The sequence below is a fragment of the Providencia sp. wls1916 genome (assembly GCF_009706585.1).
GTDB lineage: Bacteria > Pseudomonadota > Gammaproteobacteria > Enterobacterales > Enterobacteriaceae > Providencia > Providencia lanzhouensis.
In genome coordinates this window covers 44,476-68,188 of sequence record NZ_WLUL01000014.1, presented here as the reverse complement: position 1 = coordinate 68,188, position 23,713 = coordinate 44,476, and the positions used below count along the sequence as shown (strand labels likewise).

Genomic DNA, 23,713 nt, shown 5'->3' with positions numbered 1-23,713 from the left:
CATTCAACCCAACAAAGCACCCCATAAGAGAGTGATGTATGACAACAGAGACAGTCGCGATTAAATCTTTTGGCACCACAAAAACCACCTCGAAAGTGTTATTTATCTGCTGGATGAGCATTCTATTTGAAGGCTATGATGTTGGCGTGATGGGCGCTGTTCTTCCCACTCTCGCAGAATATAAACAGTGGAACCTCACCCCTTTAGAACTTGGCGCTCTCAGTAGCTACGCTTTAGTCGGAATGTTTTTTGGGGCATTTATTATCGGTACGCTGAGTGAACTTTACGGACGCCGCCGTATGCTTTTAGCCTGCGTCACACTCTTTTCATTGACGATGCTTGCCGCTGCCCTTGCCCCAACACCTTGGATGTTTGGGCTAATGCGTTTTATTGGTGGCATTGGACTCGGGGGTGTTATTCCCGTCGCAGCTGCGTTAACCATCGAATATTCTCCTGCTGAAAAACGTTCTTTTAACTATGGCATTATGTATTCCGGTTACTCATTGGGGATCCTCAGCGCAGCACTGGTCGCCATGTGGTTGCTAGAACAATTTGGATGGCGCAGTGTGATTGGCTTTGGCGCATTACCGCTTTTGTTAATTTGGCCAATGGCACGCATCTTGCCTGAATCCCTTGAATTTCTGACCCACAAAGGGCGCCACACCGAAGCACAATCTCTGGCGCAGAAATTAGAGGTTGAATATCAAGCTCCACCCGCACAGCAAAAACAGCAACCTCAACGTTTAAAAGAGATAGTCTCCGTAGTTTTTGCGTGGACACATTTGCGCGCAACCGCATGTTTCTGGATAGCGCTATTTTGCGGCATGTTGCTGGTGTATGGCTTAAATACGTGGCTACCGTCGATTATGCGCAAAGAAGGCTATAACTTAGGTTCCAGCCTAACTTTCCTTGTGGTATTTAGCTTAGCATCCGCATTGGGGGGCTTATTTTTAGGAAAAATTGCAGATAAACGCGGCGTTCGCGGTTCGGTTGCCTTTTTCTTCTTGCTCGGCGCAATAGGCATTGGCTGCATGGTTTTCAAACAAAATATCTATATTAACTATTTACTTGTAGCATTTGCTGGGGTCGGCAGTATTTCCGCAGCGCTGATTTTAACAGGCTACATCGCCAATTATTACCCATCAAAAGCCCGCGCTTCAGCGACCGGCTGGGCATTAAGTTTCTCTCGAATTGGTGCGATGACAGGGCCTATGTTTGGCGCGTATATCGCCAGTTTAGGGATAGCGACCAGCTGGAACTTTATCGCCTTTTCGGTAGTGGCAGTGATAGCAGCAACAGCCGTGATTTTACTACCACGAAAACGCCCATAGATAACCGAGTAGTTAGCAAATAGGGGCATATCGCCCCTATTCTATTTTGAAACTAATACTTTGAAATTAATACGCGAGACGATAATGCACCTTCTCGCCCGCGGTTAACTCTGGTGAGTCAGTGTAATTACTTGATAATTCGATGAATCCACGTAATTCAGGAATATATAATTTTTGATACCACTCTAACTCTGAACGGCGGTGCAATTGATTGCTGGCAAAATCAAGGATCAAACATTTCTGTCCGCTTCTCGCTGATTCCATCACCAGCAAGCCATCACCCCAGATAACCATATCTTGCAGATGGTTATAACCCGCTTCTTTGATCAGCTTAAAATTGCCACCTTGATACTGATAAAGGGAAAACAATCGGCGGGAAGGCTCCTGAGCCGCCAAATAAATATCCCCATTCTGATTCTGAACCGCCTCATTAATACGTATAGGCAACCATCGATGGCTCACCACGTTTTTCTGTACGATGTTCACCACCACTTCAAGAGACCCCATTTCGTTACCGTAGCTGTACCACACAATCACATTGCCATCATGAACCGCATAAGAAAATGTCGAATTATCCGCAATTTCTTCAGGATAAAAACGCTTCACAAGCTCGCGAGGATCCATTAAATATTGCCACGTAAGCCCTTTATCCGCGCTGGTGAAGATCTTTTGGTTGTCGATCAGGACATAAGGTTCCCCCTGACCACTTTGGTACATTTTCCCGGTAATTGCCGCATAAATGTATTCACCATACCCATCTTTCCAAGGCGTTAGAGGCGTAATCGAATTACCCGCTAAGTTCACAATTCGATACCCATCGCGCACCATTAAAAGGCACTGAGACTCTTCACACACCGCGTTATAAAAACTGTCGCTAAATTGCGTGATAAAACGCACGCCATCTTTATTGGCAAATAACACCTGATAACTATCTTCCTGTTCAGGCGAGAACAAATCTGACCGGTTGTAATAGTAGGATGAACGACCATTTTTCTGCGCAATAATCAGTGTGCCGTCTTTCGCAGGATACGTTTTGGCGTAATCATAATCCGCAATATAAGCATTGCTCTCTTGGCTGTTCTCTTTCCACTGCCATGACGTATCATTTCCACCAAATACCAGTATCAGTGTTGATCCTAAACACACCAAGAAAACGGCACCCGTCACCAGAAAACGCCAACTTAGAAATGGATTCATTAACGAACCTCCATGACATAAGTATCTTTACCTTGTTGGCGTCGTAATGCGCTCAGGACAGCTTGGGTTTGGTAATAGCCATTACCCCGTTTCGAAAACCGATAATACGCCGCCATACCAAGGGCAATTAAGAAACATATACCCAGGGTTATCGAGCTGGCAAAACCAATGAATATCAGGTCATTATCGAGTAAATACAGCCAATCCCAATAATCCCAGTGATTTCCCCTGTCGACAACATCGCTAATTGCTGTCGCGCCAAAAATCGCCAAGAATAGCGCCAAGATAATGCCCGTGATCCCCCACAACGCCAGATACAGACCACGTTCTTGCGCCATACCTCGAGCAGACAGCGTATAAGCTAAATTATCTTGGTGGTTATATAGGCCAAATACGACGCTCTCGGGAAAACCATCTTCAACTTTGGAGTGATAGACTTCTACCTCATCCCCTTGAGCGAGAAAAAAGCTGTGGTTATTAAAGAAAGGTTTTGAGCCATCTAACTTGAGGTTCAAATGGCTTTTATTCACTTGAAGCTCTATTTCATTGCGGGTGTATGTTCCCCCGCGATAATAATATTCAATCGTCTTGATACTCTTAATATTTACTTTGCCTTTTGTCACCTGTAATGAGGTTTCAGGGATAGGCTTTTGCTTTCGAGAATCTATTTTGAGCGGTTTGGGTTTCGGGTTTTTAATTCCCTCAATCTGAATCAGATTTTCGCCAGAAATTACCTGAAACTTGCCCACTATGACTAAATCTAATGCGCGTAAGATGGTTTTTCGTTTTCGGCTAAAAATAGTGAAGGTTTGTGAAATACACATCGACAACAGAACGGCACCCACAAAAGCCGCCATGCCTAATAATGACCCTAAAACAATTAACCATGTACTCTCTTCATCATTAAACACGCAAAAAAACGCGGGAATAAAAAGTGCAGCAAGCCCAAAAGATAGCAGGTACTGTTTTACTAACCCTTTGTCGAATTTAAGGTTTCTATCGGGTTCCAAACGTCCATGTTCTGGGTGATACACCCAATTAAGCCAATAGCTCCCATCATTCAGTTGTTCAGCAGAAATAATCAACGTATCGTCTTTATTCAATCGTTCCAAAAATATTTGGCTGTTTTCAAAATCTTCAGCATTGAAAAAAAACACCTTATCCGAAGTTATTAGCCTCACCATGCCCTCAGGTGAAACCTGTTTATAATCGCACTGAATTAGCTTAACGTGAAAATATTGAACACCCATCAATGATGCCTATTTGTTATAGTTAATTTAACATTATGATAATAAATAAAGGTATATTGCCCTAGTTAAACTTACCCTATAATAGAACAATTCAGATAATTACAGATTCAAAGCTATATCAGTTAAAAGCTGATAAATGCCTGTTTTACTCTTAAAATGCAACCAGGCTCTAGTAAAGGAAATAATTACTGCTAGACTGGCGCAGATGAGTTATTTTGAATACATTACATCCCAAGAAACCGTTATTTTATCCCTACCGTTAACCACAAATTTGAATAAACGCGATGACATCAAAACCGGCCTACAAGCAAATTCAATCTTACATTCTGCGGAGTATTGATTTAGGGATTTTCAAACCTGAAACTCAGATCCCCACTGAACTTGAGTTATGTGCCCAGTTTAATGTTAGCCGTATGACGGTAAATAAAGCGATTTCTGAACTCAGTCAAAAAGGCATCTTAAATCGGATTGCAGGAAAAGGGACTTTTGTCGCCACTCAAAAGCATGAGCTTCCCGTCACTAAAGCCTTTGATATTTTTGATGAAATTTCAGTTAGTGGGAATAAATATGCTGGTCACCAGTTACAGCTAAAAATCATCCCTGCCACCGCAGAAATTGCCCTACAACTTGGTGTCACAGAAGGCAGCGATATTGGCTACTGCAAAATGCTACATTTTGAAAATGACATTCCGCTGATGCTAGAAGAACGCTATGTAAATCATGGGATTGCCCCTGAATTTGTTCAGCAGCATTTTGGCAATAGTGAAACCCCAAGCGGCTATTTACAGCGCCATTTCCCTGTTAGTGAAATGGAGCACACCATTGAAGCAATTTTAGCCAATAAGCCTATCGCTCAGGCTTTATCCATCAAAGAACATGCTCCTTGTTTGCAGCTAAGTCGCCGCACATGGACGGGTAACACGTTGATCAGCTACGTCAATATGATCAGCGCAGGCTCACGCTATAAATTGAAATTACATTCCCGCATTGAGAATTAATCTTCAGCGCTAAGCCGTCATAAAATATAACAAGCATAAAAAATGGGGCACTCTGGCCCCAAAACGACTGATAAACAACTAAAATACCGTTCGATAATCTCCACATCACAGACATTACGTCAGGTATCAACACATCAACATCACAACAAACGATATCGTCACAATAAACTACATACCTTGATAAATAGGTCCTTCTCCCCCTTGAGGTGCTGTCCACGTAATATTTTGCAGAGGATCTTTAATATCACACGCTTTGCAATGCAGGCAGTTCTGTGCATTTATTTGCAGTTTCTCCTGCATCTGCTCACTCACTATTTCGTACACCCCCGCAGGGCAATATCGCGTTTCCGGTGAAGCATAAGTGGATAAATTCACGCGAATAGGAATTTCATTATCTTTTAAACGTAAGTGACAAGGCTGCTCTTCCGCATGGTTTGTATTGGATAAAAACACCGATGAAGGTTTATCAAATGACAACTTGCCATCCGGTTTTGGGTAGTGGATCGGCTGAAATTCACTGGCAGGTTTAAGCCCTTGGTGGTCATCCAGTTTGAGCTTCAGTGTCCAAGGGCTACGCCCCTTTAATAACCATTGCTCTGCTCCGAACATCAACGACCCCATAACTAATCCTTTTTTCATATACGGCTTGAAATTACGGGTCTGATAAAGCTCGTCATACAACCAGCTTTGTTCGAATTTTTGCTGAAATTGACGGGTAAATTCCACATAATCGACGACATCTTCGGCGAACGATTCAAATAAAGCCTCTGCCGCTAACATGCCGCTTTTCACCGCACAGTGGCTGCCTTTAATACGTGCTGCATTCAAAAAGCCCGCATCATCCCCAATTAATGCACCGCCAGGGAAGCTTAACTCTGGTAATGCGGGTAAGCCCCCCGCCACCATGGTACGCGCCCCATAACTCACACGCTCCCCCCCTTGCAAAAAAGCACTGAAGGCAGGATGGGTTTTCAAGCGCTGGAATTCATCGAATGGGGATAAATAAGGATTCTCATAATTTAGCCCTACCACCAGCCCCACCGCGACCAAGTTTTCTCCATAGTGGTAAGCAAATCCGCCCCCATAGGTTTGGTTATCCAGCGGCCAACCGATTGAATGTACCACTAGCCCCGCTTGATGTTGCTCTTTGGGAATTTGCCAAATTTCTTTGAGACCCAGTCCATAAGTCTGTTTACCGCGGTTTGCCGCTAAATCGAAGCGGGCAATTAACTGTTTACCCAGTTGCCCTCGGCATCCTTCCGCAAAGAAAGTCATTTTGGCTAACAGATTCATACCTGCTTGATACAAAGCCGTTGGGTTGCCCTGTTTGTCTAGCCCCATGTCGCCAGTGGTGACGCCAATAACCTGTCCTGCATCATCAAAAAGGATTTCGGTAGCCGCAAACCCTGGGAAAATATCGACACCGAGTTGCTCCGCTTCCGCTGCAAGTGCTGCGCTGACTTGCCCAAGGCTACCAATCACATTACCTTGGTTTTTCAGGCAAGTAGGTAACAAAGATAATGGCAACTTGCTGGTTTTATTTTCTTTGAGCCATAAAAAACGATCTTCACTGACGGAGGTGAGCGAAGCAGAAACGGTTTGCTGCCAGTCGGGTAATAACTCATTCAGTCCTCGGGGGTCGATCACCGCCCCCGATAAAATATGCGCCCCGACTTCGGCGCCTTTATCAATTAAGCAAACGCTGAGCTCCCGGTCTGTTTGTAACGAGAGTTGTTTAATGCGAATTGCCGCCGATAATCCTGCGGGCCCACCACCGACAATCAGGACATCAAACTCCATGGATTCTCGCGCACAAGACGTCGAAACATTCGCACTATTGTCGATAGTCATTTTGCTCTCTCCTACGCCAGCGCTTTATCGAATTCAGGTAAGATCTCAAACAGATCCCCCACAATGCCGTAGTCAGCCACTTGGAAAATAGGTGCTTCAGGATCGCTATTAATCGCGACGATCACTTTGCTCTCTTTCATGCCCGCAATATGTTGAATGGCACCGGAGATCCCAACCGCAATATACAGATCTGGCGCGACGATCTTGCCCGTTTGTCCTACTTGGTAATCATTTGGCACATACCCCGCATCCACTGCCGCACGGGAAGCTCCCACCGCAGCCCCTAATTTGTCGGCAATGGTTTCCAATAAAGCAAAATTCTCACCGGAACTTAAACCGCGTCCCCCCGAAATCACCACTTTGGCAGAGCTTAATTCCGCACGGCTCATCTGGGTTAATGACTGGCTAGTCAGCTCCGAAAGTTGAGTTAACTGCGTAACAGAAACGGGTTCTATCACCACCGGTGATTGGGTCGCAGTCGTCCCTGAAAATGCCGAGCTACGTACGGTGATCACCACTTGATTGCCATTGTTTTGCACCGTTGCCAATGCATTTCCAGCATAAATTGGGCGAACAAATGTTTGTGCATCTACCACTTGGATAATATCCGATATCTGAGAAACACCCAGCGTGGCAGCGACGCGAGGGGCAATATTTTTACCAAATGTGGTCGCTGGGAAGATAATGTGGCTATAGCCCTGCGCCACGGCAACCACCGCGCTTGTCATTGATTCTGCCAGCGCATTTTTGAGCGGTTCTGCATCGATGGTTATGACCTTTTCGACGCCGAGAATGGATGCCGCGGATTGTGCTACCGCAGCCACTTGGCTTCCCGCCACCAGCACATGCAGGCTTCCGCCCTGTGCAATGATTTCGCGTGCCGCCGTTATGCTGTTATAGGTTGAAGATTTAATGGTTTGGTTATCGTGCTCAACAACGACTAAAACGGATAATTGGCTCATGTTCAGGCTCCCTGTTAAATCACTTCTTTAGCTTGCAGTTCAGTCACTAACGTGGCGGCATCATTCAACATGGTGCACTGCCCAGAACGCTTTTTCGGCTCAGTCACGTTGACGATTTTTACTTGCCCTAATGGGCTAAAATTCAGTGTAGAAATATCGATGATGTCTAATGGTTTTTTCTTTGCCTTCATGATGTTAGGTAATGTGGCATAGCGAGGCTCATTTAAGCGCAAGTCTGTGGTCACAATCGCAGGCAATCCCATAGATAAGGTTTCTAAGCCACCATCGATTTCGCGAGTGACTTGCAGCTTCTCCCCCTCGACTATAATGTGCGAAGCAAAGGTGGCTTGCGCGCAACCCAATAGTGCCGCAAGCATCTGCCCAGTTTGGTTGCAATCATCATCAATGGCTTGCTTGCCGAGTAAAATTAAATCCGGTTGCTCCTGACTCACCACCTGCTGTAAAAGGCGGGCAATATCCAACGGCTCTAGCGCTATCTCAGCGGGTTTTTGAATCAAAATGGCTCGATCAGCGCCAATCGCCATCGCACTGCGCAGTGTATCTTGCGCCGTGGCTTCGCCGATGGAGACCGCCACCACTTCAGTGGCTTTGCCCGCTTCTTTTAAACGTACCGCCTCTTCTACCGCAATCTCATCAAAGGGGTTCATCGCCATTTTGACATTCGCCAGCTCCACTCCCGAGCCATCGGCTTTAACCCGCACTTTAACGTTATGGTCAATCACCCGTTTTACTGCGACTAAAATTTTCATAACTACTCCTATCGCGTACTTTGTTACGGCTATTTTTGAGTTGAGGGAGCCCATAGCAGTGAATATTTTCACTGCTAGGACGCCATCACTGACTATTTTTATCGTTGGAAAATTAAGATGTTACCTAAGAAATAAACCTTATTTGGTTTCTGGCAATATCAGGCTTGGCGCCACTGACATTGGCCAAATTTTTACCGCGACATAGTAGATGATACTGGTGGCAACTAAACCGACGATCCACGAAATATCCACGCCGCCCAAGCTATCAACCAGAGGTCCGGTGTAGAAACCGGTGGCAATAAATGGCATTTGGATCAATACGCCAACCACATAGGTGATGATCCCCACTTTGTTCCAGCGACCATAACGGCCATTCGGATTGGATAATTGCGGGACATCGTAGCGACCTTTCGTCACCCAGTAGTAATCCACTAAGTTAATCGCACTCCATGGCGTAAAGAACGCTAATAAAAACAGCAAGAAAGCCGAGAACAGTTTTAAGAATGAATGTTGCCCTGCCAGACCTAACGCCGTCGAAAAGCTCACCATAAGGATAATAAAGAACAGACGCTGACCACGGGAAATCTGATGCTTACCACGGAAACCACACCAAATCGCTGCCATCGACATAAAGCTACCGTAAGCATTCAGAGCCGTAATCGTCACTTTGCCAAAGAAAATACTGATATACAGCAGCGCTGCAATTAAGCCCGTGCTGCCTAAACCAACAATGTAGGAAACTTCATGACCCGCAAATTGATTGCCAGCAAGCGCTGCCGCAAACACCCCTAGGATCATCGAGGCTTGAGTCCCAATCACTGTCCCTGAACCTACGGCTAAAAATGCTTTGATGGTTGGAGTTTTGGTCGGTAAATAACGGGAGTAATCCGCCACATAAGGACCAAATGCAATCTGCCAAGAAGCCGACAGCGACATAGCTAATAGGAAATTCGTCCAGCTGAAATGACGATTCTCTAATAACACCGAAACATCATTCATATAGAACAGACGGAAGAATAGATAGAAGAAGGCGATAACGCCAACGACACTCGCCACTTTACCGAGAATATGGATGATGCGGTAACCGCAGATAGTGATACCGATGATCACAATCCCGAAAATCACGATCCCCATCCAATCACTGACGTTCAGTAATTGCCCCACCGCCTGCCCAGCTAATACTGTCCCACTGGCAGAAAATCCGACGTACATCATACAGACCAATAAAATCGGGATGACGGCACCATAAACCCCAAATTGCACGCGGCTGGAGATCATTTGCGGCAGACCCAGTTTCGGACCTTGTACTGCATGGAGCGCCATAACCGCGCCCCCCAATAATTGACCGATAAACAAGCCAATCAACGACCAAAATACATCCCCCCCCAACACAACCGCTAGGGCACCGGTGACGATTGCGGTGATTTGCAAGTTAGCCCCAAACCACAGCGTGAATTGGCTCGACAACGTCCCGTGTCGCTCAGATTCAGGAATATAGTCAATGGAACGTGCTTCGATAAGCGGAACATTATCTTGGCGAGACTGCTTTTGCCCGATGATATCGTTGGAAACTGTCATGGTAATTCCTCTTTAAGCAAGGCTGGCTTAAAGAATGGACCAATTAGTCGTCAGCAATGAATTCTCTATGTTGTGAGCACAGACATTTGACGTGATGCAGGTATGTTATTGTTTTATCTACCCGTCATTAATAATTGAAATACATTCTTAAACCTGATTGTTGTTGTGTTTTTAAGTCCATGATCCTGTTGTCAGGGTAGTGCTCCTGTTATTGCTTAGATACTCATAGCTGGAAAAACCCCGATAAGTCCTGTCTTACCTATCGGGTCGAACTCATCAAAATTAAGCGTCGAGAACGGCGCGCGAAATAATGATTTTTTGAATTTCTGACGTCCCTTCAAAGATACGCAAAATACGAGCATCTCGTACATAGCGCTCTAGGGGTAGATCGCGAATATAACCATACCCCCCATGCAGTTGCAGCGCGGCATCCGTCACAAAACCTGCGCATTCCGCCGCAAATAGTTTTGCGGTGGCAGATTGCAAACTAAAGCGCTGCCCAGAATCTCGCAGCTCCGCCGCGTTCCATGTCAGCATTCGTGCCGCTTCCAGCTGTGTATGCATATCGGCGATTTTCCATTGAGTCCCTTGATAGGCCGCCAGCGGCTTCTTACCAATTTGACGCTCTTTCACCCAGCCTAATGTGCTTTCCATGGCTGCACGAGCGATCCCCAATGACGTTGCCGCCACTTCCACACGACCTTTATCCAGTACTTCCATCGCCGTATGGAACCCTTTGCCCTCTTCTCCCAGCAATGCCGATTCAGGTAACCAGCAGTTGAGTGCTAATTCATAGATAGTGCTACCACGCACCCCCATGGTTTTTTCTGGGTGAGAAAATGCCACGCCTTCTGTTCCTTTCGGGATCATAAACGCGCTAATGCCACGAGCACCTGCTTCAACATCTGTTTTGGCGTACAGCACAATAAAATCCGCTTCTTTGGCATTGGTAATATAGTGTTTGTTACCGCGAATGCGCCAACCGCCATTTTCACGGGTTGCTGTCGTGCGCATATCCGCGGGGTTTGAACCTGCGGCGGGCTCTGTTAATCCAAACGCACCCAGTAATTCACCGCTTGCGGCTTTTGGTAACCAATAATTTTTTTGCTCTTCGGTTCCGCCAATCAGGATAGAATCAGTCGCTAAGAAATGGGCGGTCAATGCGGATGATGTCGAGGCGCAGGCAGCCGCCACAGCTTCAACAATCATGCTCATGGCAATACTGCCAATGCCAAAACCACCGTATTGCTCTGGTAAGTTGATTCCCCAGCAGCCCATTTCACCCAGTGCGGTTAAGCTTTCCGCACAGAAAATTTCTTCTTCGTCATAACGTTGAGCGTTCGCTTGCAGAATATCGCGACACACTTTCTCAACGGCCTCTACAATGGCGTATTCGGTTTCATTAATATCAAAACTCATTGCATCGTCTCCGCGCTTTTTATTGTTGTGGTTATGGTAGTAGCTGCCGATTTATAGCGTTCATTGCCTTCCCCAAGAGCAGGGGCTCTTTGGGTGACTTTCGGTTTCACACCATTAAAGAAAACCGGCTGAGAAATCAGAGGGGTACCGCCATCATTTAAGTGGGTTAATACCTGACGAACTTCGGCATGCTCGCTTTGCGTTGCTTGCTGTAAATTGTGAATCGGTGAGGCTGGAACCCCGGCATTCAGCAATAAGTCACACACTTCCTCGACACGCTTTGTTCCTGTCCAGCTTTCAATTTCTTGACGTAGCGCCGCTTGATTGATCGTACGAACTGGATCGCTCAAGTAACGCGCATCTTGGGATAACTCCGGTTTCCCCATACATTCACAGAAACGTTGGAACAGTTTTTCACTGGCAATCGCAATCACCACCAAACCATCTTTTGCTTGGTAAGTATCAAATGGCGTTGAAACAGGATGGCGATTACCCACTAAACTTGGCGCCTTGCCATTGGCAAATAAATTAGATAGTCCAGTAAGCTGCATACTGAGCAGCACATCCACCATGGCAACATCCAAATATTGCGCACCTTCACCATGACGTTCGCGAGCAAACAGTGCGCTGCTAATCGCCCATGAGGCAAATACGCCCGCACAGACATCCCCGATGGATTCACCGCTGCGCGTAGGACCCGACTCAGGGGAACCTGTCACGCTCATCAACCCAGACATAGCCTGTGCCACAATGTCATAAGCTGGGTAGCTCGCAAGGGGGCTGTTTTGCCCAAATCCTGAAATGCTGGCGTAGATAATGTTGGGATTAAGCTGTTTAACGCTGTCGAAATCGATCCCAAGACGCTTGGTGACGCCGGGGCGGAAGTTTTCCACCACCACATCACTCTCTTTGATCAATTGAAATAAAATCTGACGATCGCCATCGTCTTTAAGATCTAACTCAATGCTGCGTTTTCCGCGATTGATCAGCCCGTAATAAACACTTTCACCGTCAATAAAAGGACCAAGATGACGGCTATCATCACCATGATCAGGCACTTCGATTTTGATCACTTCTGCGCCCAAGTCTGCCATCATGCCCGTGCAGTAAGGCCCTGCGAGCACACGGCTTAAATCAATCACTTTGATCCCAGCTAGCGGTCCGTGTGGTTTTTGAGTCATTGCCGCATTCATCGTGAATTCCTTATGTGAGGCTAAAAGGTGCCGACTCCATAGAGCCGGCATTCGACATTACTTGACCATTGGCAAGTTAAGACCTTGCTGCTTCGCACAGTTAATGGCGATGTCATAACCGGCATCCGCATGGCGCATGACGCCAGTTGCAGGGTCGTTGTGCAGCACACGAGCAAGACGTTTGTCTGCGGCATCGGTACCATCACACACAATCACCACGCCAGCGTGTTGCGAGAAGCCCATTCCAACGCCGCCGCCGTGATGCAAGCTCACCCACGTCGCCCCGCCTGCGGTGTTCAACAGCGCATTAAGTAATGGCCAGTCAGAGACGGCATCAGAACCATCTTTCATGGATTCTGTTTCACGATGCGGGCTGGCAACTGAGCCAGAATCAAGATGGTCACGCCCAATCACGATAGGGCCTTTTAGCTCCCCATTTTTCACCATCTCGTTAAACGCGCGCCCCAATCTTTCCCTGTCTTTCAGTCCTACCCAGCAAATACGCGCCGGTAAACCTTGGAATGCAATACGCTCGCGCGCCATATCCAGCCAGTTATGAAGGTGTTTATCATCAGGGATCAGCTCTTTGACTTTTTGGTCGGTTTTGTAGATATCTTCTGGGTCACCCGACAGTGCCACCCAACGGAATGGACCAATCCCTTCGCAGAACAGCGGACGAATATATGCAGGCACAAATCCTGGGAAATCAAAGGCATTATTCACGCCTTCATCTTTGGCCATCTGGCGAATATTGTTGCCGTAGTCAAACGCTGCCGAGCCACGTTTTTGCATTTGCAGCATGGCATCCACCTGCACTGCCATGCTTTTCTTCGCGGCTTTCGTCACTTCAGCTGGCGCAGTTTGTTGCTTGTCACGCCACTGGGCTAATGTCCAACCTTGTGGCAAATAACCGTGTACAGGGTCATGGGCGCTAGTTTGGTCGGTGACTGAATCCGGCGTGATATTGCGTTTGACTAACTCGCTATATACATCCGCCGCATTGCCTAATAAACCCACGGAGACTGGCTTACCGCTCGCTTTGGCTTCTTCGATATAGCCCAACGCTTCATCTAGCGAAGTCGCTTTTTTGTCTACGTAACGGGTTCTTAAACGGAAATCGATACGGCTTTCATCGCACTCAACCGCAATCATGCTAAAGCCAGCCATGGTGGCCGCTAAAGGCTGCGCTCCCCCCATACCGCCTAAGCCGCCAGTTAGGATCCAACGCCCTGCTGGGTTGCCGTTAAAATGCTGTTTTGCCAGAGAAACGAAGGTTTCATAGGTTCCCTGTACAATCCCTTGTGAACCGATGTAGATCCATGAGCCGGCAGTCATTTGCCCGTACATCATCAAGCCTTTGCGATCTAATTCGTTGAAATGATCCCAATTTGCCCAGTGAGGAACAATGTTTGAGTTAGCAATTAAAACGCGTGGCGCGTCTACATGAGTGGGGAACACTCCGACTGGTTTACCGGATTGCACCAGCAGTGTTTGATCGTCTTCGAGGGTTTTTAAGACATCTAAAATTTTGTCGTAACATTCCCAGTCACGGGCTGCACGTCCAATGCCACCATACACCACCAAGCTTTGCGGATGCTCAGCAACATCTGGGTCTAAGTTATTTTGGATCATGCGGTAAACGGCTTCAGTCAGCCAGCTTTTGCAGCTCTTTTGGCTACCGTGCGGGGCACGGATCACGCGCGTTGAATCTGTACGGTTTAACATTCTTTTATCCCCTATCCATCCACTTTGTTTAACGCAAAATTAACAATTTAGGTTATTTATCATTGTTGAGTTAGTGGCTAACAGATCATTCCCACACCGTGGGAATCTTTGAATTTAACATTTAAATCAATTCATTAAATAAAAACAAAGAACGATTAAAAATGATCTTTTTGCCCTGTTTGCTTAGTTGATAATTAAATATATATACATTTAATTCACAAAGTATATACATTGAAATTTGAATTTTTGTCGCAACAGTGGAGAAGGGATGTGGAGAAAAGTTAGACAACAATAACTAGGATGCTGTTTCTACACAAAAACTTGTATATACATTTGATTTTCTATGCAGAAACAAGCAAATAACAAAAATGGGAGAAGCCTCACATTAAGCTGATAGCCGTTACAGGCGATACACGCGTTTCATACTTAACCTTCCGCATTCATCGCCACCAAATAAAACACCCCATAAATATCCGATATATTTTATGGGGTGTTTTTGCTTGATGATTGTTAACTGACGATACGGTTAAACTATCCGCCTAAATAAGCGCTGCGTACCGCTTCATTCGCCAGTAAGGCTTTTCCGGTATCTTCCAAAACAATATGCCCATTTTCTAGCACATACCCACGGTCAGCGAGTTTCAGTGCTTGGTTGGCATTTTGCTCCACCAAAAAGATGGTCATCCCCTCTTCCCGTAGCTGCAAAATGGTGTCAAATATTTGCATAATGATAATTGGCGCCAGCCCCAATGAAGGTTCATCCAATAACAGTAATTCAGGCTGACTCATCAGCGCCCGCCCAATGGCAAGCATCTGCTGCTCTCCACCGGACATGGTTCCTGAGCGCTGGCTACGACGTTCATGCAACCGTGGAAATAACGAATAAACCCGTTCAATACGCTCGAGATATTGGTGGCGATCCGCAAAAAAACCACCCATCGCTAGGTTTTCCTCAACGGTCATACGAGAAAATACCCGCCGACCTTCCGGCACTAGCGCAATGTCTTTGCGCATAATTTGTGGTGTCGGTAACTGAGTAATATCCGCTCCGCGATAAAGCACCTGACCTGAGGAGGCGCGAGGGTCGCCACATAACGTACTGAGTAACGTGGTTTTTCCTGCACCATTGGCACCAATCAGCGTGACAATCTCACCTTTTTGAATATTTAAGCTGACATCATGCAGCGCCTGTATTTTCCCATAATGGGTGGAAACTTGTTTAAATTCCAACATCAGTAAGCTTCTCCCAAGTAGGCTTTGATCACATCAGGATGCTGGCGAATTTCGTTTGGTGTTCCATTCGCCAGAGGTGTTCCTTGGTTCACCACATAAATTCGATCAGAAATGCCCATCACCAATTTCATATCATGCTCTATCAATAAGATAGAGACATTATGATGGGTTCTCAGCTCCGCAATTAGCTCATCCAGATCGTTAGTTTCCTTCGGGTTTAACCCTGCCGCTGGCTCATCCAACATCAAAATTTCAGGTCGCGTCACCATGCAACGGGCAATTTCTAGGCGACGCTGTTGACCATACGCCAGATTCCCCGCTTGGCGGTTAGCAAACTCAGAAAGATTGACCCGCTCTAGCCATTTCACCGCATTATCCACCGCTTCGGCTTCTGCTCGGCGAAATGCTGGCGTTTTCAGTAAGCCTGAGAAAATACCGCTTTTCAGATGTTGGTGCTGAGCCACTAATAAGTTTTCAATCACCGTCATCTCTTTGAATAAGCGAACATGCTGGAATGTACGGATCACCCCAAGGCGAGCAATAGCTTGACCCGGAAGCCCTTCAAGATGCTTGTCTCGATAGAGGATCGCCCCGCTCGTTGGCTTATAAAATCCAGTTAAACAGTTAAATATGGTGGTTTTTCCTGCACCATTGGGACCAATCAGTGAAACAATTTCCCCTTGGTTTAACGTCAACTCCACGTTGTTGACCGCAAGCAAACCACCAAAGCGCATGGTTAAGCCACTGACTTGCAATAACGGTACAGCCGAAGGCTGAATAGGCGTCGTCATGATCCGCCTCCCTGCACATTTTTCAGCTTCATTTGACGGCGCTGCATCGGCAATAAGCCTTGTGGGCGCCAGATCATCATCAGCACCATCAATGCCCCCAGCAGCAACATGCTGTATTCATTCAGATCGCGCATCATCTCCCTTGATACTACCAAGATGATCGCGGCTAAAATCACCGACATTTGCGATCCCATCCCACCCAGCACCACGATCGCCAGTACAAAGGCTGATTCAGCAAAAGTGAAGGATTCAGGGCTGATAAACCCTTGTCGTGCAGCAAATAATGCTCCGGCAAACCCTGCAAATGTTGCACTGATCGTAAAGGCGGTTAATTTAATGCGCGTCGGGCTTAAGCCTAATGATCGACACGCAATTTCATCTTCACGTAGCGCTTCCCACGCACGTCCTAATGGCATCCGTAACAAGCGGCTGATCACGATCAAGGTGATCACCACCAGCAACAGCGCCACAAAATAGAGGAAAATGATCCGGTCACCAGGGTTGTAATCTAACCCAAAGAAGTTATGGAATGTGTCCCAACCATCTTTAGCGGTACGGCTAAATTCTAAGCCAAAGAAAGTTGGTTTTGGCAGTTGGCTGATCCCGTTAGGGCCACCGGTGATCTCCGTATTATTTAATAATAAAATACGTACGATCTCCCCAAACCCAAGGGTGACGATCGCCAAATAGTCACCCCGTAACCTCAGCACAGGGAAACCTAATAAGAACCCAGCTAATGCTGCCGTTAAGCCGGCAATCGGTAAGCTTTCCCAGAAACCAAAATCATAATAGTGATTGAGTAAGCCAAAGGTGTAAGCGCCGATAGCGTAGAAGCCCGCATAGCCGAGTACCAATAATCCTGACAATCCAACTACGACGTTTAAGCCTAGCCCCAACATCACGTAGATCAGGGTTAATGTGGCAATATCGACGCTGCCGCGAGACACCAAAAATGGCCAGATGATCGCCCCAATAATGATAGCGATCCCAATAATTTTTTGTCTAAGCGAGCCACCGTCAAAATCCGGTAACGCCCACGATTTTTTGGGTACGCCTTGCCACACTTTGCTTAATGCAGGGCGAATTAATTGATACACAAAGATAATGGCGATGCCGACAAAGATCCAATTCCAACGAACGTCTCCCCCTGATTCCACTATCAGCTTAGTCCCATCGAGTCCTAATTTTAGCCCCATCATAAATACGGCTAAAATAAAGAAGGTGACGGAGGCAATAATGGCACTGATCCAATTTTCTTTTCTCATACTTTTTCGACCTCCGGGCGACCCAGAATGCCAGTTGGCATGATCAACAGAACACCAATCAATAAACCAAATGAGACGACATCTTTATATTCCGTACTTAAATACGCCGAGGTCATGGCTTCCGCTACACCAAGGATCAAGCCGCCCAGCATCGCGCCAGGAATACTGCCGATTCCACCTAATACGGCTGCGGTGAAAGCTTTCATTCCCGCCATAAAGCCAATATACGGGTTAATTACGCCGTAGAATTGCCCTAGTAATACACCTGCAACCGCCGCCATCGTTGCGCCGATCACGAATGTCAAAGAGATCACGCGGTCAGTGTTGATACCCAGCAGACTTGCCATTTTTAAATCTTCCGCACACGCACGGCAAGCGCGTCCCATACGGGAATAGCGGATAAACAGCGTTAATGCCAGCATCGCAAGGAAGGTCACAATCCAGATAGTCAGCTGCATTTTGGTGACAATGGCAGAGAAGCCATCACTTTCACCTAATACCCACTGCCCAGTAATCAGGCTTGGCAACGCTAGATCGCGGGATCCTTGAGATAAACTGACGTAGTTTTGTAAGAAGATGGACATCCCGATAGCTGAGATCAGCGCAATTAGGCGCTTAGAGTGACGAACGGGACGGTAAGCAACCCGCTCGATACTCCAACCATAGGAGCTTGATACCACAATTGCCGCCACAAATGCCGCTGCAATGAGGATCCACCCCACATCGATACCGAGCATCATTAAGCCCGCAATGACAATGAACGAAACGTAGCTACCAATCATGTACACTTCACCGTGGGCGAAGTTGATCATCCCGATGATGCCGTACACCATGGTATAGCCGATAGCGATCAGCGCGTAAGTGCTTCCTAACGTTAGGCCATTGAGGAATTGCTGAATAAAATACAGAATTTGGTCTGACATAAGATTATCCTTTCAAACTACTGTCCCTCTATGGAGAGCAGAAGCTGGAAGCCCGTTACCAAGCTCCCAGCTCATCACTGAATATCATTTCTCAATACAGATGAGAGCTACTCTTGTGCAGTAGAGGTTCCGTCTTTGTGCCATTCAAACACACCGAATTCGAAACCTTTCAGGTCACCATTTGGCTTCCAGCTTAATTGCCCCATGACGGTATCCACTGGATTAGCTTTCAGATCTTTCGCCAGCACATCGGGTTCCGTGCTGCCTGTACGCTGCATCGCCGTGGTTAAGCCTTGGATTGCGGCATAAGTTGTCCATACAAATGGTCCTGTTGGATCTTCTTTTTTCTTTTTAATCGCATCGACGATGGATTGGTTAGCTGGAAGTTGGTCATAACGTTTCGGTAATGTCACCAGCATGCCTTCAGAGGCGTCGCCTGCAATATTCGACAACGAGGAGTTACCCACACCTTCAGGTCCCATAAAGCGAATGTTCAGACCCGATTGTTTCGCTTGGCGTAAAATTTGCCCCATTTCTGGATAGTAGCCGCCGAAATAGACAAAATCGACGTTCTCTTTTTTCAGCTTAGCGACCAGTGCAGAGAAATCTTTATCACCCGCAGTGACCCCTTCAAACATCACTTCTTTCACGCCCGCTTTGTTCAAGCTTTCACGTACTGAGCGAGCCAAACCTTCACCGTATTGCTGTTTATCATGTACCACTGCAATACGCTTAGGTTTGATTTTTTCCATGATATATTTTGCTGCGGTTGGACCTTGGTCAGAATCCAAACCTGTTGTACGCATGATCAACTGGTAGCCACGTGTGGTTAAATCCGCATTGGTCGCCGCAGGGGTAATCATCAGCACGCCTTCGTCTTCATAAATATCTGAAGCCGGCTGAGTGGAGGAGGAGCATAGGTGACCAATAACATGTTTAATGCCATCGTTAATTACTTTGTTGGCGACCGCAACCGCTTGTTTTGGATCGCAAGCATCGTCGTATTCAACGGCAACCAATGTATCGCCGTTAATTCCACCCTTCGCATTAATATCCGCAATAGCTTGGCGAGCTCCCGTAAATTCCATATCTCCATACTGAGCAACGGGACCTGACATAGCGCCGACGACTGCAATTTTAATCTCTTTCGCCCATCCTGCTGGGCTTAATGCCATTGCGATACAACCCGCTAATAATGCTTTATTAATATTCTTCATTCGTGCGTCCCCGCCATCAATATTGTGTATGATTGTGAGTGTTTGTGATTGATTTATAATCAATTATTATAGGTGACAGGTTCAATGCCTGATATTTCAAAACATAGCCAATAAGGCTATATATTTCAGACTATTAAACAAGAGAATTATGCTAAATAGCAAATGAATGAGGCAGCTATTTACATCAATTGCAGAATAAAAAGCTAATGATAAAACGTGTATTTTTTGTAAATGCTAGTGTTATATTCCGGTTAAATTTGGCTTAATCCGAGGGAAACTCGGAAAATTCATCAATACCAAATTTTTCTCTTTGAAATTAAAAAATCGGTTACAGATCACTCTGCTGTTAGAATAGCGTGCAACATGCACCATGAAATGGATCAAAACAACATGAGACTTACCATCATCCCTCTGGTCAATCCTACTGAGCAACAATACATCGACTTATCGAAAATCTGGCTAGACCAGAGTCGAACTCAACTCGAACAAAATCTTGAGTCTGGTGTACGTTTTTATGGAGCGCGTTTTAATGAGCGATTATTAGCAGCGGCTAAAGTGGTTATTTATCAACAACAAGGTACGATCTGTGATTTTAATGTCCGTGAAATCACTCGCCGTCGCGGAGTTGGGTTATATCTTTTACAGGAAATTTTCCGTCAACAACCTGAAATCCGCCATTGGATCTTTGACTTGCAGGGCGTGGAACCGCAAAACAAAATCGCTTTGGAGAAATTTCTTGTTGCTTGTGGTTTTCAACCCGCCGAAGAAACTCATCATTGGCAGCTAAATATTGAGCCATTAGTATGAAACTTAATAAAATTCATCACGTTGCTATTATTTGCTCCGATTTTGCTAAGAGTAAGCATTTTTACTGTCAGATCCTTGGATTGCAGCTTCTCTCAGAATATTACCGTCCAGAGAATGACTCATGGAAAGCAGATTTAGCTTTTGGAGAGCATTATCAGATTGAGCTGTTTAGTTTCGCTAATCCGCCCAAAAGACTCAGTTATCCTGAAGCAACTGGATTACGTCATTTAGCGTTTGAAGTGGATAATATCGAGGAATGGATTGCCTATTTGGCACAACATCAGGTGGTGTGTGAGGGGGTAAGAATCGATCCGTATACTCAGAAGCGTTTTACCTTCTTAGCAGATCCAGATGGGCTACCTTTAGAGCTCTATTCTCGCTAACGAAAATTATCAAAAACAGTTAATGAATCAGTTATCTGCATTTAAATTCCGGGCTAATAAAGCGGAAATAAATGCAGATAACGTTGATAAACACGAGAGATTACATCTCGTCGTCTTCATCTTCCATAGCAAGACGCAGCTTTTTCATGGCGTTCTTTTCAAGCTGACGAACACGCTCAGCAGAAACGCCGTATTTGTCGGCAAGCTCTTGCAGCGTCGTTTTGTTGTCATCATCCAGCCAACGAGCACGAATGATATCTTGGCTGCGCTCATCTAATGAGGCTAACGCATCAGCTAAACGGTCAGTTGCGTGACTTTCCCAGTTATCATCTTCAATGGTATTGGCAAAATCAGAAGACTTATCTTGAAGAAAAAGCACGGGTGCAACAGGTCCACCGAAATCACTGCTATCATCGTCATCAGACATATCAAATGCCATGTCTTGCGCCGCCATTCGGGATTCCATTTCCAGTACATCTTTGGTGCTCACGCCTAGCTCTTGCGCAACCATATCCACCTCTTCTTGGTTAAACCAACCAAGGCGTTTTTTATTCTTTCTTAAGTTAAAGAATAACTTACGCTGGGATTTTGTTGTTGCGACTTTAACGATACGCCAGTTACGTAAAACGTATTCATGAATTTCCGCTTTGATCCAATGCACGGCGAAAGACACCAGACGCACACCCACTTCAGGATTAAAACGACGCACAGCCTTCATCAGGCCGATATTGCCCTCCTGAATTAAGTCAGCTTGTGGTAAACCATAGCCTGCATAGCTACGCGCGATGTGAATAACAAAGCGCAAATGGGATAAAATCAGTTGCTTAGCAGCTTCGAGGTCACCATCGTAATGCAGCCTTTCTGCCAGTTCCTTTTCTTCCTCTGCGGTCAGCATCGGGTAAGCATTGGCAGCTCGCATGTAAGCTTCAATACTTCCTTGTGGAACAAGCGCTAATGATTGCATGTCTTTGGTCATTAAGATCCTCTATGAATTGTACTGAAATGGGAGAGATTCGATACAGACAAACCGTAGTCTATCAGCTTAGCCGCGTTAAATAAATTATATACAAGAATAGTTAACCGCAGGTCAATATCTGACACATAATTAGAAAAGAAGTTCGTAGAAATTTATTTTTCCCATCGGGACCAATAAGTTAGCACCGATGGGAACAATTAAATTATTCAGGTCTGAAATGGCGTAAGTGTTGTAATGTTGCCAGCCATGCTGCTACCCAGCCCACAATTGCAGACATTAGAATAATCAACAGAGCCTCTTCCCACAACAGCTCTTCAATGTGGAATTGCGTACCAAATACACTTGCTACTTGCGCCACTAAATCAGACAACTGCCACACAAGTAAGAATGTCATAATGAGGGCGATCACCGCACCCAATGCGCCTAACACAACCCCGCCATTCAAGAATGGCCGCATGATAAAGCCATCAGTAGCACCAATCAGCTTCATCGCATTGATGGTATCGCGACGGGCAAAGATATTTAACCGCACACTATTACCAATCACTAAGAACAATGAAACAATCATCAAAATGCCAATCACTGATGCAACTTGCCCTACCAACCGTGTTAATGCCGCTAGGCGTGAGAACCAGCTATCATCCATTCGAACTTCTTCAATGCCGTTAACTTGACTGACACGGTCGCGCAGTGTTGCTAGAGCATTCGAACCTTCAAAATCCAGTTTCGGGGTGATAATTGCCACCGCTGGCAGTGGATTCTCTTCTAGCATATCTAATGCGGTGCTAAAGCCAGACCAGCTACGGAATTCAGATATCGCTTGGTCGCGAGATAAGTAATTCACATGAGCAACACCATCAAGGGCTTCAAGCTGAGTCACCACATTTTGTCCACCTTGCTCATCGAGAGACTTATCCAGATAGACCGTCAACTGAGGCGTCGGGTACCACTGTTCAGCTGCTTGGGAAACGTTCTTCCAAACGATATAACACAGGCTTGGCAACGCTAATGAAATGGCAATGACCATCACAGTTAAAAAGGTTGCCAGCGGTTGACGTAGCATGTCAGCCAGTGCATTTAGCCAAGAGTAGCGCCACTGCTCACGCCAGCCGCCTTTGAGTGCTTTGCTTTTTGATTGCATGGCACGTTCTGGCTTCGCTTTGCGGACATTCTTAGCCATGTTGACCTCCAAGCATCCGACCTTCGCTTAAGGTCAATACACGCAAATTACGGCGTTCAATCAACGCAATATCGTGGGTTGCCATTAATACGGTCACACCCACGCGGTTAAACTCTTCAAATAAACGCATAATGCCTTCAGATAACTCGTTATCAAGGTTACCTGTCGGTTCATCCGCGAGAAGCATCGTTGGCTTATTCACCACTGCACGCGCAATTCCCACACGCTGCTGTTCACCACCAGACAGTTGGATTGGGAAATTTCTCGCTTTATCCAACAAACCGACTTTATCCAATGCAGCGCTCACACGTCGGCGAATATCTTCGCTACTTGCACCAGAAATAATCAGCGGCATCGCCACGTTGTCATAAACTGTGCGGTCAAATAACAGATGGTGATCTTGGAAAATCATGCCGATCTGTCTGCGCAGAAAAGGGATCTCTCTGTCTTTTAGTCGGCTGATATCATGACCATTAAACAGGATATGACCCGCGCTTGGGCGCTCAATACCACAAATCAGTTTAAGTAATGTACTTTTACCTGCGCCTGAGTGACCCGTTAAAAATGCCATTTCCCCAGGGCGTAGATGGAAATCTACCCCTTGGAGCGCTTGGCGGCCACCGCGATAAGCTTTACTCACATGTTCAAAGCGGATCATCGAAAA

General features: G+C 46.1%; 21 protein-coding genes. 4 read left to right on the top strand and 17 right to left on the bottom strand.

Annotation, left to right across the window (positions count from 1 at the left end; all coding sequences use genetic code 11):
- The first annotated feature begins 38 nt into the window (after window positions 1–38).
- Window positions 39–1,331, top strand: a complete 1,293-nt coding sequence (locus GKR61_RS09620) for an MFS transporter (protein ID WP_036956049.1) — start codon at window positions 39–41, stop codon at window positions 1,329–1,331.
- 66 nt (window positions 1,332–1,397) lie between these two features.
- Here the strand turns inward: GKR61_RS09620 and GKR61_RS09615 are convergent, their stop codons facing one another.
- Together GKR61_RS09615 and GKR61_RS09610 are read right to left on the bottom strand one after the other, a co-directional pair.
- The gene (locus tag GKR61_RS09615) at window positions 1,398–2,528 is read right to left on the bottom strand and encodes a hypothetical protein (RefSeq protein WP_036956046.1); all 1,131 of its coding nucleotides are present in this window, start codon (window positions 2,526–2,528) and stop codon (window positions 1,398–1,400) included.
- A complete protein-coding gene (locus GKR61_RS09610; RefSeq protein WP_230083150.1) occupies window positions 2,528–3,631 on the bottom strand; it encodes a hypothetical protein in 1,104 nt (367 codons plus the stop codon). The genes GKR61_RS09615 and GKR61_RS09610 overlap by 1 nt, the downstream gene beginning before the upstream one ends.
- 431 nt (window positions 3,632–4,062) lie before the next feature.
- On the opposite strand from GKR61_RS09610, the gene GKR61_RS09605 reads away from it, so the two are divergent.
- Window positions 4,063–4,776, top strand: coding sequence for a UTRA domain-containing protein (locus GKR61_RS09605; protein WP_036956041.1), 714 nt, complete (start codon window positions 4,063–4,065; stop codon window positions 4,774–4,776).
- A 168-nt stretch (window positions 4,777–4,944) separates the two neighbouring features.
- On the opposite strand, the gene GKR61_RS09600 is transcribed toward GKR61_RS09605, so the two are convergent.
- The 12 genes from GKR61_RS09600 to GKR61_RS09545 form a co-directional block, all read right to left on the bottom strand.
- Entirely contained in the window at window positions 4,945–6,627 is a 1,683-nt protein-coding gene (locus GKR61_RS09600; RefSeq protein ID WP_036956038.1) for an electron transfer flavoprotein-ubiquinone oxidoreductase, read from the bottom strand.
- A gap of 11 nt (window positions 6,628–6,638) precedes the next feature.
- Window positions 6,639–7,589, bottom strand: coding sequence for an electron transfer flavoprotein subunit alpha/FixB family protein (locus GKR61_RS09595; protein ID WP_036956036.1), 951 nt, complete (start codon window positions 7,587–7,589; stop codon window positions 6,639–6,641).
- Between the two features lie 14 nt (window positions 7,590–7,603).
- Window positions 7,604–8,359 carry an electron transfer flavoprotein subunit beta/FixA family protein gene (locus tag GKR61_RS09590; RefSeq protein ID WP_154599764.1) on the bottom strand — a complete coding sequence of 252 codons (756 nt, stop codon included), beginning with the start codon at window positions 8,357–8,359 and terminating at the stop codon, window positions 7,604–7,606.
- Window positions 8,360–8,497: 138 nt separating this feature from the next.
- Window positions 8,498–9,937, bottom strand: a complete 1,440-nt coding sequence (locus GKR61_RS09585; protein ID WP_036956031.1) for a purine-cytosine permease family protein — start codon at window positions 9,935–9,937, stop codon at window positions 8,498–8,500.
- Window positions 9,938–10,219: 282 nt separating this feature from the next.
- The gene (locus GKR61_RS09580) at window positions 10,220–11,356 is read right to left on the bottom strand and encodes an acyl-CoA dehydrogenase family protein (RefSeq protein ID WP_154639748.1); all 1,137 of its coding nucleotides are present in this window, start codon (window positions 11,354–11,356) and stop codon (window positions 10,220–10,222) included.
- Entirely contained in the window at window positions 11,353–12,549 is a 1,197-nt protein-coding gene (locus GKR61_RS09575; protein WP_036956026.1) for a CaiB/BaiF CoA transferase family protein, read from the bottom strand. The genes GKR61_RS09580 and GKR61_RS09575 overlap by 4 nt, the downstream gene beginning before the upstream one ends.
- 57 nt (window positions 12,550–12,606) lie before the next feature.
- The gene (gene hutU, locus GKR61_RS09570) at window positions 12,607–14,274 is read right to left on the bottom strand and encodes a urocanate hydratase (RefSeq protein WP_154599763.1); all 1,668 of its coding nucleotides are present in this window, start codon (window positions 14,272–14,274) and stop codon (window positions 12,607–12,609) included.
- A gap of 531 nt (window positions 14,275–14,805) precedes the next feature.
- Window positions 14,806–15,507, bottom strand: coding sequence for a high-affinity branched-chain amino acid ABC transporter ATP-binding protein LivF (gene livF / locus GKR61_RS09565; protein ID WP_036956023.1), 702 nt, complete (start codon window positions 15,505–15,507; stop codon window positions 14,806–14,808).
- Window positions 15,507–16,298, bottom strand: a complete 792-nt coding sequence (gene livG / locus GKR61_RS09560; RefSeq protein WP_036956021.1) for a high-affinity branched-chain amino acid ABC transporter ATP-binding protein LivG — start codon at window positions 16,296–16,298, stop codon at window positions 15,507–15,509. Before livG ends, livF begins: the two co-directional genes overlap by 1 nt.
- Window positions 16,295–17,563: a high-affinity branched-chain amino acid ABC transporter permease LivM gene (locus tag GKR61_RS09555; protein ID WP_036956019.1), complete on the bottom strand. Its 1,269-nt coding sequence runs from the start codon at window positions 17,561–17,563 to the stop codon at window positions 16,295–16,297. Before GKR61_RS09555 ends, livG begins: the two co-directional genes overlap by 4 nt.
- Window positions 17,560–18,486, bottom strand: a complete 927-nt coding sequence (gene livH / locus GKR61_RS09550; protein ID WP_036956017.1) for a high-affinity branched-chain amino acid ABC transporter permease LivH — start codon at window positions 18,484–18,486, stop codon at window positions 17,560–17,562. The genes GKR61_RS09555 and livH overlap by 4 nt, the downstream gene beginning before the upstream one ends.
- 107 nt (window positions 18,487–18,593) lie before the next feature.
- On the bottom strand, window positions 18,594–19,703 hold the full coding sequence (locus GKR61_RS09545) for a branched-chain amino acid ABC transporter substrate-binding protein (protein WP_036956015.1): 1,110 nt from the start codon (window positions 19,701–19,703) through the stop codon (window positions 18,594–18,596).
- A 390-nt stretch (window positions 19,704–20,093) separates the two neighbouring features.
- Between GKR61_RS09545 and panM the strand changes: the two genes are divergently transcribed.
- Together panM and gloA2 are read left to right on the top strand one after the other, a co-directional pair.
- Window positions 20,094–20,510: an aspartate 1-decarboxylase autocleavage activator PanM gene (gene panM, locus GKR61_RS09540; RefSeq protein ID WP_108478508.1), complete on the top strand. Its 417-nt coding sequence runs from the start codon at window positions 20,094–20,096 to the stop codon at window positions 20,508–20,510.
- Window positions 20,507–20,893 (top strand): SMU1112c/YaeR family gloxylase I-like metalloprotein, encoded by a 387-nt coding sequence (gene gloA2 / locus GKR61_RS09535; RefSeq protein WP_154599762.1) that lies wholly within the window; start codon window positions 20,507–20,509, stop codon window positions 20,891–20,893. The genes panM and gloA2 overlap by 4 nt, the downstream gene beginning before the upstream one ends.
- Window positions 20,894–20,993: 100 nt before the next feature.
- On the opposite strand, the gene rpoH is transcribed toward gloA2, so the two are convergent.
- The 3 genes from rpoH to ftsE all read right to left on the bottom strand — a co-directional run bounded on the left by rpoH (window position 20,994) and on the right by ftsE (window position 23,707).
- On the bottom strand, window positions 20,994–21,869 hold the full coding sequence (gene rpoH / locus GKR61_RS09530) for an RNA polymerase sigma factor RpoH (RefSeq protein WP_036956011.1): 876 nt from the start codon (window positions 21,867–21,869) through the stop codon (window positions 20,994–20,996).
- Window positions 21,870–22,071: 202 nt separating this feature from the next.
- Window positions 22,072–23,049 carry a permease-like cell division protein FtsX gene (gene ftsX / locus GKR61_RS09525; protein WP_154639747.1) on the bottom strand — a complete coding sequence of 326 codons (978 nt, stop codon included), beginning with the start codon at window positions 23,047–23,049 and terminating at the stop codon, window positions 22,072–22,074.
- A complete protein-coding gene (ftsE, locus tag GKR61_RS09520; protein WP_036956008.1) occupies window positions 23,042–23,707 on the bottom strand; it encodes a cell division ATP-binding protein FtsE in 666 nt (221 codons plus the stop codon). The genes ftsX and ftsE overlap by 8 nt, the downstream gene beginning before the upstream one ends.
- Window positions 23,708–23,713: the final 6 nt, after the last annotated feature.